14 protein-coding genes and 1 tRNA gene are annotated in these 13,052 nt (G+C 44.4%); 11 read left to right on the forward strand and 4 right to left on the reverse strand.

All coding sequences use genetic code 11. The features are described 5' to 3' along the window. Window positions 1–27 precede the first annotated feature (27 nt). Together SFSGTM_RS03860 and SFSGTM_RS03865 are read right to left on the reverse strand one after the other, a co-directional pair. A complete protein-coding gene (locus SFSGTM_RS03860) occupies window positions 28–294 on the reverse strand; it encodes a PAAR domain-containing protein (protein WP_162084015.1) in 267 nt (88 codons plus the stop codon). A gap of 79 nt (window positions 295–373) precedes the next feature. Next, window positions 374–1,102, reverse strand: a complete 729-nt coding sequence (locus SFSGTM_RS03865; RefSeq protein WP_232526035.1) for a M15 family metallopeptidase — start codon at window positions 1,100–1,102, stop codon at window positions 374–376. A 390-nt stretch (window positions 1,103–1,492) separates the two neighbouring features. Between SFSGTM_RS03865 and mtnA the strand changes: the two genes are divergently transcribed. Continuing rightward, complete coding sequence (gene mtnA, locus SFSGTM_RS03870) at window positions 1,493–2,572, forward strand: S-methyl-5-thioribose-1-phosphate isomerase (protein ID WP_162084017.1); 1,080 nt, start codon at window positions 1,493–1,495, stop codon at window positions 2,570–2,572. After that, complete coding sequence (locus tag SFSGTM_RS03875) at window positions 2,569–3,225, forward strand: class II aldolase/adducin family protein (RefSeq protein WP_232526036.1); 657 nt, start codon at window positions 2,569–2,571, stop codon at window positions 3,223–3,225. Before mtnA ends, SFSGTM_RS03875 begins: the two co-directional genes overlap by 4 nt. Window positions 3,226–3,240: 15 nt before the next feature. Here SFSGTM_RS03875 and SFSGTM_RS03880 read toward each other — a convergent pair whose 3' ends face one another. Then, entirely contained in the window at window positions 3,241–4,347 is a 1,107-nt protein-coding gene (locus SFSGTM_RS03880) for a S1C family serine protease (RefSeq protein ID WP_162084018.1), read from the reverse strand. A 174-nt stretch (window positions 4,348–4,521) separates the two neighbouring features. On the opposite strand from SFSGTM_RS03880, the gene petA reads away from it, so the two are divergent. The 9 genes from petA to SFSGTM_RS03925 all read left to right on the forward strand — a co-directional run bounded on the left by petA (window position 4,522) and on the right by SFSGTM_RS03925 (window position 12,561). Next, the gene (gene petA / locus SFSGTM_RS03885) at window positions 4,522–5,115 is read left to right on the forward strand and encodes a ubiquinol-cytochrome c reductase iron-sulfur subunit (protein WP_162084019.1); all 594 of its coding nucleotides are present in this window, start codon (window positions 4,522–4,524) and stop codon (window positions 5,113–5,115) included. 3 nt (window positions 5,116–5,118) lie between these two features. Continuing rightward, window positions 5,119–6,342: a cytochrome b gene (locus SFSGTM_RS03890; protein WP_162084020.1), complete on the forward strand. Its 1,224-nt coding sequence runs from the start codon at window positions 5,119–5,121 to the stop codon at window positions 6,340–6,342. Then, window positions 6,342–7,061: a cytochrome c1 gene (locus tag SFSGTM_RS03895; protein WP_162084021.1), complete on the forward strand. Its 720-nt coding sequence runs from the start codon at window positions 6,342–6,344 to the stop codon at window positions 7,059–7,061. The genes SFSGTM_RS03890 and SFSGTM_RS03895 overlap by 1 nt, the downstream gene beginning before the upstream one ends. A gap of 73 nt (window positions 7,062–7,134) precedes the next feature. Beyond that, window positions 7,135–7,734 (forward strand): glutathione S-transferase N-terminal domain-containing protein, encoded by a 600-nt coding sequence (locus tag SFSGTM_RS03900; protein WP_162084022.1) that lies wholly within the window; start codon window positions 7,135–7,137, stop codon window positions 7,732–7,734. Further along, window positions 7,734–8,129 carry a ClpXP protease specificity-enhancing factor gene (locus tag SFSGTM_RS03905; RefSeq protein ID WP_162084023.1) on the forward strand — a complete coding sequence of 132 codons (396 nt, stop codon included), beginning with the start codon at window positions 7,734–7,736 and terminating at the stop codon, window positions 8,127–8,129. The genes SFSGTM_RS03900 and SFSGTM_RS03905 overlap by 1 nt, the downstream gene beginning before the upstream one ends. 81 nt (window positions 8,130–8,210) lie before the next feature. Further along, window positions 8,211–8,286, forward strand: a tRNA-Thr gene (locus SFSGTM_RS03910). 134 nt (window positions 8,287–8,420) lie between these two features. Continuing rightward, window positions 8,421–9,683, forward strand: a complete 1,263-nt coding sequence (locus SFSGTM_RS03915) for an ATP-grasp domain-containing protein (RefSeq protein ID WP_232526037.1) — start codon at window positions 8,421–8,423, stop codon at window positions 9,681–9,683. A 6-nt stretch (window positions 9,684–9,689) separates the two neighbouring features. Next, entirely contained in the window at window positions 9,690–11,471 is a 1,782-nt protein-coding gene (locus SFSGTM_RS03920; protein ID WP_162084025.1) for an N-acetylglutaminylglutamine amidotransferase, read from the forward strand. Continuing rightward, window positions 11,455–12,561: a molecular chaperone DnaJ gene (locus SFSGTM_RS03925; RefSeq protein WP_232526038.1), complete on the forward strand. Its 1,107-nt coding sequence runs from the start codon at window positions 11,455–11,457 to the stop codon at window positions 12,559–12,561. Before SFSGTM_RS03920 ends, SFSGTM_RS03925 begins: the two co-directional genes overlap by 17 nt. Window positions 12,562–12,604: 43 nt before the next feature. Here the strand turns inward: SFSGTM_RS03925 and SFSGTM_RS03930 are convergent, their stop codons facing one another. Further along, window positions 12,605–13,036, reverse strand: coding sequence for a phosphate-starvation-inducible protein PsiE (locus SFSGTM_RS03930; protein WP_162084026.1), 432 nt, complete (start codon window positions 13,034–13,036; stop codon window positions 12,605–12,607). Between the last annotated feature and the right edge of the window lie 16 nt (window positions 13,037–13,052).

A 13,052-nucleotide genomic window follows, 5' to 3' on the forward strand; every position in this document is an offset into this window, starting at 1 on the left:
TGTGTATTCAGGCCGCGTTAGCGGTTTTTAGCCTACGGTTGTTGCACCTTGGCTGGCGATTAGCACAGCACCACATGCGGTTTTGTCGCCATCCCGTGCAACGGGCATGCCATCGATTATGACGCTGGGGTCGCCTGATACGATGGCACATGTGCCATGTCCTTTTTTTGGGCAGGTGACTTTGTCTCCCACTCTAGCAATTTTAATGTTGCCGCTAAAAGAGCTGCCTGATGCTTCTATAACGGTACCGCCATGTGATGTACGATCACCTATTACAATAAAACGTTGGCTCATTAATGTTCTCCATTATTGTGATAATTGTTATGCTGGTTCAGTTGGTTCTGAATTTCGTTGTTATATCTTGCAGGCGTGATTAAGTATGGCTTATGGTATGGGGCTTATGAAGCTCAATATGTCCAAAATCCATCATTTTCCAGCGCCCGCCCCAGTGTAAGCCTAACGATTCTGCAACTTCACCATAGAGTTGATAACCATGCATCGCCCACGGGTCTTTTTCAGTAATTACTAATTTCCCATCACGTTGGAAAGCGCAGTCAGCAGCAAGTCCAAACTGGTGATAGCTTTGGTATGCTGCGGCATTGGTTACGTTGGTTCCCATACTGGCTAGTTTGTTTTGGCGTTCTGGGCTACGGTAACCTTCTAATATGGTCATGTCGTATCCGTAGCGCTCTTTCATGATTTTGAAGGTTAGTAATAATCGCTGAGCAAAGTCATCATCTAACAATTGCCAGTTTCGACTTGCGTCAATCAGACTGGGCCGGATGAGCGTGACTTCTTTAGTGGTAAACATTTCTGGTGGCAAGGCGCTAGGTGGAACCAAATGTTCGCCTTGTAAAAGTTCGGTTACCTGATAATTTGATGCGCGTATCTGTGTGTCGTCAAATCCATCTAGTGTGTTTTTGCTGCTGGCTATCCATGCTAGTACGGGTGGTAGAATTGCACATAAACTGGCAATGGCAATTAAGCCCTTGTGTTTGTTTAGAAAATTAACGCTATGTTGTTTCAGTGTGCTCGTGGTGTTGCTGAGTGCAGCTGTTTGGTTGTATGCATGTTGTTGGTATTGGCTGCTTTTATTGGTCATGCGTAGATAACCGCTTCTAATCAAATCTAGAATGGTCTCTCTGAGAGCAGGAAATATGAGTAATCCAAGTGCAGAGCATATTGAACAATATGCCAACACGGCAAAATATAACGTCATTTCTTATTGATTAAATTGGGTATCATTGAAGTACGGATTTAGTGCTGTTTATGCGAGTATTCGTTGGTTTTTAAAATGGGCTGGAAAAAATGCTGACAATATATTAGGCATATAATCTTATTTGTAATGGAGTGTTGTCTTACGTAATTTTAGCAGAATTTTTACGAAAAATAATACAGATTTGCTGTGATCGCATTGTGATGTCGATGTAGGTATCAATTCGGTAGTTGTGATTGGCTTAATTGATTAATTTGTAAGGGTGGAAATATTGATATGAATATTAATGGTGTCCCATATCGTACGATTTGGCGGTCGTCTGATGGTAAGGCTGTGGAAGTTATAGATCAAACACGTTTGCCTCATGAATTTGTGACAGTGCGCCTGGAGAACGTAGCTGATGTGGCTAATGCCATTCGGGTGATGCAGGTGCGGGGTGCGCCGTTAATCGGTGTGACCGCGGCCTATGGTGTGGCACTGGCGATGCAGAGATGCGCTACAGATATTGAGCTGACCCAGGTTTGTCAGTTGTTGTTGGCAACGCGACCCACGGCGGTTAATTTACGTTGGGCTTTAGTGCGTATGCAGGAGAAATTAAGTGGCGTTGCGGAGTCGGATCGCAATGTGCAGGCTTGGCTGGAAGCTGAATCGATAGCTGATGAAGATGTGGTTATAAATCAGGCTATTGGTCAGCACGGTTTGGCACTGATACGTGCGGTATGGTCGAATAAGCTTGAGGTGGTGAATATTCTGACGCATTGTAATGCTGGATGGTTGGCTACAGTTGATCAGGGGACAGCGTTGGCACCTGTTTATGCTGCGCATGATGCGGGTATTCCTGTGCATGTGTGGGTTGATGAAACTCGTCCGCGTAATCAGGGGGCGAGTTTGACTGCCTGGGAGTTGCAGCAGCATGGCGTACCCTATACTTTAATCGTTGATAACGTAGGTGGACATTTGATGCAGCATGGTCAGGTGGATATGGTAATAGTCGGAACGGATCGTACTGCGGCAAATGGTGATGTGTGTAATAAAGTGGGTACGTACTTGAAAGCATTAGCTGCTTTTGATAACAATGTGCCATTTTATGTGTCATTACCAACGCCAACTATTGATTGGCAAATCAACGATGGCGTGAAAGATATTCCTATTGAACTGCGAGATGGAGATGAAGTTACATATATTCATGGGCGAACCAGAGAGGGTGAATTGGTGGCGGTGAGTATTGCACCTGAAGGTAGCGCGGTAGGTAATTATGCTTTTGATGTGACGCCAGCGCGGTTGGTTACAGGTTTAATTACGGAGCGTGGTGTCTGCGCGGCGACGAAGCACGGTTTGGCGGGGCTTTATTCATGAGTGCTACTTTTTCAGAAGATATGTTGCGGCAGCAAATGGTTGATACGGCATTGCAATTATCAAACAAGGGGCTAAATCGTGGTGCATCAGGCAATATTGGTGTGCGATTTGGTTCGGGTTTTCTAATTACCCCTACGGGTTTGCCTGCTGATGAAATGGTGGGTGGGGATATGGTGTTGATGGATTTTGATGGAAAGCATCAAGGTGCCCGTAGTCCTTCGAGTGAATGGCGTTTTCATCGTGATATTTTTGCTTCGCGCTCTGATGTAAATGCAATTGTTCATACGCATTCTACTTTTGCAACGACATTGGCCTGTATGGGGCGTGACGTACCAGCTTTTCATTATATGGTTGCTGCCGCCGGCGGGCGCTCTATACGATGCTCGCCTTATGCGACTTTTGGTACGCAATTACTGTCGGATTATGCTTTGAGTGCTTTGGAATCGCGCTTCGCTTGTTTGCTTGGTAATCACGGATTAATTGTTGTGGGTGGATCGCTTAAAAGAGCGTTGGCACTTACTGTGGAAGTGGAGTCGCTGTGTGAGCAGTATTGGCGGGTATTGCAAGCAGGTGAGGTGAATTTGTTGTCGGACGAAGAAATGGATCTTGTGCTACATAAGTTCAAGTCATATGGAAAGCCGGAGCAACAATGAACAGCGGCTTCCTTGTTATGAGGTTGCAACCTTAGGCCTTCTATCTATTTTTATGGTGGTGGTTAGCATTTTATTTTTATGTAGCAAGGTTACTTGAATGGTTGTGTTTGGCTTAAGTGCTGCAACCAGTTCCAGTAGTGCAAGAGAATCTTTGATAGGTTTGTGATCAGCGTCGAGAAGTATGTCGCCCGGATGAATTCCGGCTAAATCTGCTGGTCCATGTTGCAAGATACCAGAGATGAGCGCGCCGTTTGTGCTGGTTAATTGATATGACTCGGCTAATTCGGGGGTAATGTCTTGAACTTCCACTCCTATCCAGCCACGGATAACTTCACCGTGTTCAATTATCTGTTTCATGATTTTAGCTGCTAAATTGGACGGGATTGCAAAGCCTATACCTTGTGATCCGCCAGTGCGTGAATAAATCGCGCTATTGACACCAATTAAATGCCCATCTGTATTGACCAGTGCGCCACCTGAGTTTCCGGGGTTGATGGCGGCATCAGTCTGAATAAAGTCTTCAAATGTATTAATGCCTAAATGACTGCGTCCTAATGCGCTGATGATACCCATGGTGACAGTCTGGCCAACGCCGAATGGATTGCCTATGGCTAATGCTACGTCACCTATTGCGGCGCGATCAGATGGGGCGAAAGTAATTGCTGGCAGATTAGTTGCCTTGATCTTAAGTACTGCTAAATCCGTTTCAGGATCCGTGCCGACAATATTCGCGCTTAATGTACGCCCATCGTGGAGCATAACCTGAATTTCATCTGCGGCTTCAACTACATGCTGGTTGGTTAGTATGTAACCATCTGTACTAACGATGACGCCAGAACCTAAGTGATTGGTAGGGTCGGTGTTCGTGTCTGGTCTGCCACTAATAGATGGTGCGAGTGGAGTGCTATATGTTTTTTTACTGGTGAATACGTTGACTACGCTCGGTCTGGCAAGTTTGGCTGCGTTACGGAAACTAATCTGGGGTGAGAGTGATGTATTGTCACTAGTTTGAACTGGTGACGATGGTTTATTGATAAATGCTGGTGGAAATAATCTAAATACAAAAAGTATGCCCAATGCAATTGTTGTGCTTTGGGCAAAAAGTAACCAAAATTTACGCATTTTGAGATGGAATGAGTATCTAAATATTAAAGAAATTATACAGTAAGCCTGCTCAAATAAGAGTGTCAGCATTGAGAAAGTAAATAATGTGAAAATTAGGCTTTATGTTTTGCATGAAAATTAGGTAAAATAGTATAGTTTTTCAGTTCGCGTAACCTTTTGAGGGATGTATTTATGAGTAATCAGCAAGTGGATCGCAGCAAACGCCGCTTCCTCGTCGCTGCTACCACAGCAATGGGTGGCGTAGCGGGTGTGGCTGTTTTAACGCCTTTTGTGATGAGCATGTTACCTAGTGAACGTGCTAAAGCAGCAGGTGCGCCTGTAGAGGCGGATATTAGCAAGGTTGAGCCTGGTATGTTGTTGGCCATTGAGTGGCAAGGCAAACCTGTATGGATAGTCAATCGTACACCAGCTACATTGGCGACTCTGGCTAAAATCGGTGATAAATTGGTCGATCCAAATTCAGATGTGCCACAACAGCCTGCCTATTGTAAGAATACAGATCGCTCAATCAAGCCTGAATATTTGGTTGTAGTGGGTATTTGCACACATTTGGGATGTTCACCAACCTTCCGCCCTGAATTAGCGCCAGCAGATTTAGGTCCTGATTGGGTTGGCGGCTGGTTCTGCCCATGTCATGGTTCGCGTTATGATTTGGCTGCTCGTGTATACAAAAACGTGCCTGCGCCTATGAATATGCAAGTGCCACCTTATAAATACCTCACCGCCACTCGCATTATTGTTGGCGTTGATCAAAAAGGAGCTTAATTTATGAGCGCTATGAAAAATCTGGTTGGTTGGATTGATGACCGCTTTCCGCTCACTGCAAACTGGAAAGCTCATTTATCTGAGTACTATGCACCTAAGAATTTCAATTTCTGGTATTTCTTTGGTTCGTTAGCTTTGTTGGTTTTGGTTATCCAAATTCTGACAGGTATCTTTTTGACGATGAACTACAAGCCAGATTCAACTTTGGCATTCTTGTCAGTTGAATACATCATGCGTGATGTGGAATGGGGTTGGTTGATACGTTATATGCACTCAACTGGCGCGTCCATGTTCTTCGTGGTTGTGTATCTGCATATGTTCCGCGGGTTAATTTACGGTTCATATCGTAAGCCACGTGAATTAATTTGGATCTTCGGTATGATGATTTACTTGGCTTTGATGGCTGAGGCATTCATGGGCTATTTGTTGCCATGGGGTCAAATGTCATTCTGGGGCGCACAAGTTATTATTTCCCTGTTTGGTGCGATTCCTTTCGTAGGTGATGCATTGTCATTGTGGATCCGTGGTGACTTCGTTGTTTCAGATGCTACTTTGAATCGTTTCTTTGCGTTCCATGTGATTGCATTGCCGCTGGTGTTGGTTGGTTTGGTTGCCGCGCATATTATTGCGTTACACGAAGTCGGCTCAAATAACCCTGAAGGTATTGAAATCAAGAAGCACAAAGATCCAGTTACTCACATTCCTTTGGATGGTATTCCTTTCCACCCTTACTACTCTGTTAAAGATATCGTGGGTGTAATTGTGTTCCTGATGGTGTTTAGTGCAATTGTGTTCTTTGCACCTGAATTTGGTGGCTGGTTCCTTGAGCCTGATAACTTTATTCCTGCTAACCCATTTAAAACACCAGAGCATATTGTACCTTTATGGTATTTCACACCGTTCTACGCAATATTGCGTGCTGTACCTGATAAGTTTTTGGGTGTGGTAGGTATGGGTGCTGGTGTGGTAATTATGTTCTTCCTGCCTTGGTTGGATCGTTCTAAAGTGAAATCTATCCGTTATCGTGGTACGTTGTACAAAGCCATCTTGACCGTGTTTATTATCAGCTTTATTGGTTTGGGTTACTTGGGTACACAACCACCAACTCCAGGATTAACCATGCTGGCCCGTGTATTTAGTGTGATTTATTTTGGCTTCTTTGTATTGATGCCTTGGTATACCGCTATCGATAAAACCAAACCAGTGCCTGAAAGGATTCCTGAATAATGAAAAAATTTCTATTAGCTTTGTTTTTTGTACCTTTGACGGCTTTAGCATCTGAACATGTTTATCTGGATAAAGCGCCAGTAAATTTAGATGACTATGCTTCAATACAGCGGGGCGCAAAAATATTTACTAATTATTGCTTGAGCTGTCATAGTGCAAATGCAATGCGATACTCACGTTTAGAAGATGTGGGCTTGACCGAAGAGCAGATTAAGAACAACCTGCTTTTTGCAACTGATAAGGTTGGTAATACGATGAGTATTGCAATGCCCCCATTGGATGCAAAAAAATGGTTTGGTGCTGCACCACCTGATTTGTCAGTGGTTGCTCGTTCACGCAATCCTGACTGGCTTTATACTTATTTACGTAGTTTCTATCTGGATGATTCTCGTCCAACAGGTTGGAACAATACCGTATTTGAGAAAGTGGGCATGCCGCATGTGCTGTGGTCTTTGCAAGGTAAGCAAGCGCTAAAAGAGCCTGCTAGTGGTGAACGTGATCCACATGTCAAGCCGGAGTTTGAGTTGGTACAGCCTGGTTCATTAACACCTGCTGAATATGATGCAACGGTGGGTGACCTAGTTAACTACCTGACATGGATGGGTGAGCCAGCTAAAATGAAACGTATGGAATTAGGTGTGATGGTTCTGTTGTTCCTGTCTATATTCTTCGTACTTGCTTACTATATGAAAAAAGAGTTCTGGAAAGACATACATTAATTTAGCCTGTTTGGTAGATTGATTTTACGGCCGACGGTACCCCCGTCGGCCATATTATTTTGGGGTAATCACTATGATGACATTGTATTCGGGTAATACTTGCCCATACAGCCAACGCTGTCGTATCGTCCTGTTTGAAAAAGGCATGGATTTTGAAGTGATAGACGTGGATTTGCAAAACAAGCCTGACGATCTCGCGTTGATGAATCCTTATAATCGTGTACCAGTATTGGTAGAACGTGATTTGGTGCTTTATGAAGCTAATATCATCAACGAATACATTGATGAACGTTTCCCACACCCACAATTAATGCCTGCCGATCCAGTCATGCGAGCCCGAGCTCGATTATTTCTGTTTACGTTTGAACAAGATTTATTCAGTCATGTGAATGCAATTGAGCATGGCAGTAAGAGTGCAGCTGACAAGGCTCGCATAATAATTCGTGACAATCTAACGCAAATTTCTCCTATATTTGCAAAGCAACAGTACATGCTGAATGACGATTTCTCCATGTTGGATGTGGCTATTGCGCCGTTATTATGGCGTTTGGAGCATTACGACATACAATTGCCTAAGCAAGCTGTTAATTTGTTGAAATATGCCGAGCGATTATTTAGTCGTACTGCATTTATTGATGCTTTGACCCCTAATGAAAAGGCGATGCGTAAATAATGCCTGGCAATGGTACTAAACCTTATCTAATACGTGCTATTTATGAATGGTGTGTGGATAGCGGTTATACACCTTATTTATCTGTGGTTGTTGATGTTAATACCCGTGTGCCGATGGAGTATGTCAAGGATGGAAATATTGTCCTGAATTTATCACCATCGGCAACACATGGTTTGCTCATTGATAATCAATGGGTGCGTTTTTCTGCACGTTTTAATGGTGTGTCTCGGCAGTTGGAAGTCCCAATTACGGCCGTTGCGGGAATTTTTGCGCGTGAAAATGGTGAAGGACTGGGTTTTGAAGTAACGGTGTCAGCTACTGTTGATCAAGAGGATGAAACGCCACCTGAACCAACTAAACCGCCTTCCAAACCAAAGTTTCAAATTGTAAAATAAGCTCGTAATTTTGTGCTGTGTTATTTTTAGCATGAATTACTATTCACTTAGCTAGAAAGTTTAGGTATAATGTCGCCTCTTGCCCTCTTAGCTCATCCGGTAGAGCAACGGTTTTGTAAACCGTAGGTGGTCTGTTCGAGTCAGACAGAGGGCACCAAAATTAAAGCACCTGAACATCAGTTCAGGTGCTTTTTTTATTACCTGGCGTGGACGCCCTTTTAATTATGACAGGTGTAAAATAACCCTTTAGACTTTGTGAATATGGCGGGTAATATGGCATTGCAGCGAGTGATGGCTACTGCTCTAGATTTAAATCGCAGTTGTAACTGCCAAACACTAAACGCAGCAACTTTGTATCGTCAACTTTCAACTGACGTAGCTTGGGGTAATGTGCAAGCTGCCGTACTCGAGTCCCGCCCCTATTTATTCTCATCTACTGTCGTATTTGTATGTCCAAGTACTATGGATGCGATGGCGAAGATAGTCTCCGCTATTGAGGCAACCATTATGTTGCCAAGCTATCAGCAGCAGGCACTATCACTCGCTCCATCTATTGCAGTTGAATCGTTTGGTCCTTCAGGCGTTTTTATGGGTTACGATTTTCATCTGGGGGAGCATGGGCCACAACTAATAGAAATTAATACTAATGCGGGTGGTGCGTTGCTTAATGTTGTATTGGCACGAGCACAGCAGGTTTGTTGTGAAGAAATGGCATGGGCATTTAAACCCAGCACAGCGTTACCTGCAATAGAGCAGGAGTTTCTTGCCATGTTTCAACATGAGTGGGCATTGCAACGTGGGGATGCGCCTATGGGTCGCATTGCTATCGTTGATGATGATCCTGATAATCAATACCTGCATCCGGAATTTAAGCTCTTTCAACAGATGTTTGAACGAGCAGGTATAGCTGTTGTTATCGCTGATGCGCGCGAATTAACTTGGGTGGCTGATAAATTGCACTACGCTGGGCAAGTCATTGATATGGTCTACAATCGCTTAACGGATTTTTATTTGGCGGCAACTGAGCATGAAGCTTTGCGTGTTGCATATGAAGCTGGAGCAGTAGTGTTGACGCCAAATCCTCATGCTCATGCGTTGCATGCTGATAAACGAAATCTGGTTGCTTTGAGTGATGTTGTGCAACTAGGTGCTATGGGCGTAGCGCCATCTGAGCGTGATGTTTTATTAGCAGGTATCCCGCGTACGCAATTGGTGTCTGCGGACAATGCCGATAAGCTCTGGCATGATCGTCGTCATTTGTTTTTTAAACCCGCAACAGGCTACGGCAGCAAGGCTGCATATCGTGGTGATAAATTGACTAGGCGTGTCTGGCAGGAAATATTGCAAGGGGATTATGTCGCGCAGGCGATAGCACCGCCGAGTGAACGGTTAATTAATGTGGATGGTGTAGATGTTGCATTAAAACTGGATGTTAGGGTTTATACCTATCAGGGTGCCGTACAGCTAGTTGCGGCCAGGTTATATGCAGGGCAAACAACTAATTTCCGTACACCTGGTGGTGGTTTTGCCCCTGTTTTCGTTGTGCCTCAGTGAGTTATTATGTGTGGAATTTGTGGAGAATTAAGATTCGATGGCGCATCTGCAGATATGCTGGCAGTACAGCGCATGTCAGAAAAATTATCTCGTCGCGGTCCCGACGATGCAGGTGTTTATCAAGATGGGGTTGTGGCGTTTGGGCACAGGCGTCTAGCAGTAATTGATTTGTCACAGCATGCGCATCAGCCTATGGTCGATGCGGAGTTAAGGCTGTCCTTGGTGTTTAATGGAACGATTTATAACTATCGCGAATTGCGTGCGGAGTTAATTGCGTTAGGTTATAAATTCGTTTCAGATGGTGATACCGAGGTTATTATCAAAGCCTACCATGCCTGGGGCGAGCATTGTGTGAAGCGGTTTTATGGGATGTTTGTATTTGCTCTTTGGGATGCGCGTCATGCCAGCCTGTTTTTAGCGCGTGACCGCTTTGGGATGAAGCCGTTTTACTATAGCTTAGAAGGAACGTGGCTAAGGTTCGCATCCAGTGTGCAGGCATTGTTAGCAGCAGGTGATGTTGATGTTAGTATTAATTCCATTGCATTACATCACCATTTCACTCTGCATAGCTCTACTCCTGCCCCGCACACAATATTGAATGGGGTAAAGAAACTTCCGCCAGCGACGACCATGTTGTTTACAGCTCAAGGTCAGGTCACCCAGCGTCAATATTGGCATCTGAATGCCACTCGACCCAAACAGCCATTGACCGAAGAAGATTGGTTGCTTGCTACACGTAACGTGCTAACACGTGCAGTTGAACGACATAGGCTGGCGGCTGATGTGCCTGTGGGTGTGTTGTTATCAGGAGGCCTGGATTCCAGTTTGCTGGTTGGCTTGCTGGCTGATCATGTGCAAGATTTACGTACTTTTTCCATCGGTTTTGAGGATGTCGATGCTACTATCGAGCGAGCTGATGAATTTGAGTATTCAGATATCATTGCTCAGCATTTTCATACGCGCCATGAGCAATATCATATTCCCAATAGTGAAGTACTAGAACGCCTGCCTGAAGCGATTGCTGCGATGACTGAACCGATGGTGAGTCATGATGTCATTGCTTTTTATCTGCTCAGCGAACGTGTTTCGAAACAAGTCAAGGTTGTGTTGGCAGGGCAGGGTGCCGACGAGGTGTTTGGTGGTTATTTCTGGTATCCGCAGATGGATACCGCTATAGGTACGCCGTTAGAGAAATTCAGTCAGAATTATTTTGATCGAGATCATGCAGAGTATCTGGAGATGATAGCACCGTCCTGGCATGTGTCTGATGTGACTGCTGCATGGGTGAGCGAGCAATTGAATCAGCCTGAAGCCAGTGAATTTCTGGATCAGGTATTCCGTTTTGATGTGACTTCACTCATAGTCGATGATCCTGTTAAGCGTGTTGATAACATGCCCATGAGTTGGGGGTTAGAAGTGCGTGTGCCATTTTTGGATCACGAACTAGTCGAACTTGCAGCGCGTATGCCGCCTTCGCTCAAGCTTAAAAATGGTGGTAAATATCCGCTGAAGGCTGTTGCGCGTGGCGTCATTCCAGATGCGGTGATTGATAGGCCTAAAGGTTATTTTCCTGTACCTGCCTTGAAATACGTGCGTGGCGAGTTTTTTGCGCTAATGCGCGATATTTTAAATTCGCCCGCTTGTCGGCAACGTGGTTTGTATCAGCGGGAATATGTAGACAAGTTATTAGCTCAGCCAGAAGGTTACTTCACGCGTATTCGTGGCAGCAAGCTCTGGCATTTAGCGTTACTGGAATGGTGGTTGCAAATTAATGTTGATACATTGTGATGTGATGACAAAATCACAGCCTATACAAATTTCCACCGCACCTGAACAAGGGGTGTTATCACCAGCACAAAAGAAATTTAACGCCACACTTAAAAAAATTGAGGCGCAGAAGGCTTTACTGGCTGAGTGGCAAGCCGAGTTGCAGGCTTGTCAGCAAGCCAGTCACATTAAGCTGGAGCCATTGAGGCGGAGCTTGTACGAGCAACAGGCCATTATGCTGTTGTTGCTTGATAACTTATATAAAACAGAAAAATTTGCCCGTAATCAGCAGGAAAAAATCGCTAATCTGATTATGGAAATGTGTAATGAACTTATCACTGAGGCTGGACGGGCTGATTTGAAATCGTTGTATAACCAGTATAGTGAAACTGATTATGACGCTGAAGTCATCGCAGATAAGTTACTGGAAGCTGAGTTATTGCAGGATATGTTTGAGGCACAGTTCGGTGTAACGCTGGATGATAGTGATGAACTGGATTTTGCCGACCCTGACATGGTAGCGGCACGATTGCATGAAAAACACGCATCTATGCAGCGAGATGCGCAGGTACAAAGGAATGCGCGCAAAAAATCTGCCAAGCAATTAACACAAGAGGCGCGTGAACAAGAGGAGGCGGCTGGGATGAGTAAATCCATTCAGGCGGTATATCGACAATTGGTTACGGCACTGCATCCTGATCGTGAAACTGATCCCGTTGAACGTGAACGGAAAACTGAGCTGATGCAGCAGGTTAATGTGGCTTATACCAAAAAGGATTTGTTGCAGTTGTTGTCATTGCAATTGTCAGTAGAGCAAATTAGTCAGGACAATATTAATAATATTGCGGAAGATAGGCTCAAGCATTACAACAAGGTATTAGCGAATCAGTTGAATGAGTTGCAGCAAGAAGTGAGGACGTTAGAAATTCAGGTGAAGCAAATGGTAGGTGTTTCACCATACGAACCGCTATCACCAAAGAAATTGGTTTTGATATTAAAGCAGGATATGCAAGGTTTGCAATATGAGATCGCGCGAATAAAGCAGGATATTCGCGCATTCAAAAACGTGAAACACTTCAAAGACTGGTTAAAAGGCTACCAAATTTCCTGACCACAGTGCGGTAATGCCACCCTCGTGCTAAGGGTGGTACGGATTAATGTGTGTTTTCAGATTTATCAGTCGCATGTGCTGACTCGTCACTCAGGTACGGGTAACGGACATGTCCGTAACGTATCAATAAAATAGCCAGTGCCAGCAATAAAATAGAACTGGTTATGGCTATCAATCGCCATTCATCCATAGATTTCATGTCTAGTATCAGATAACGTGCCAGTGCTACGATACCGATATAGAGAGGGAAGCGTACAGGTAATTTCCCCGATGTGTAGTAGCGCTGTATCATCGCAACCACTTCAAGGTAGAGGAATAGCATCAGCAAATCAGTCAGTGTTACTGCTTTACTGGCAAGCATTGCCATGACCTCGCTACTCATTGCAAATACCGTGGCAATGGCAATGACAAGTAGTCCTATATGCTCTATTAGTGAGAGTGCTGAATGATTAAATTGCTGTATACTTTTTTTCATCGGTTTTGTTCACTTT

Source organism: Sulfuriferula nivalis, from assembly GCF_009937995.1.
Classification (GTDB): domain Bacteria; phylum Pseudomonadota; class Gammaproteobacteria; order Burkholderiales; family Sulfuriferulaceae; genus Sulfuriferula; species Sulfuriferula nivalis.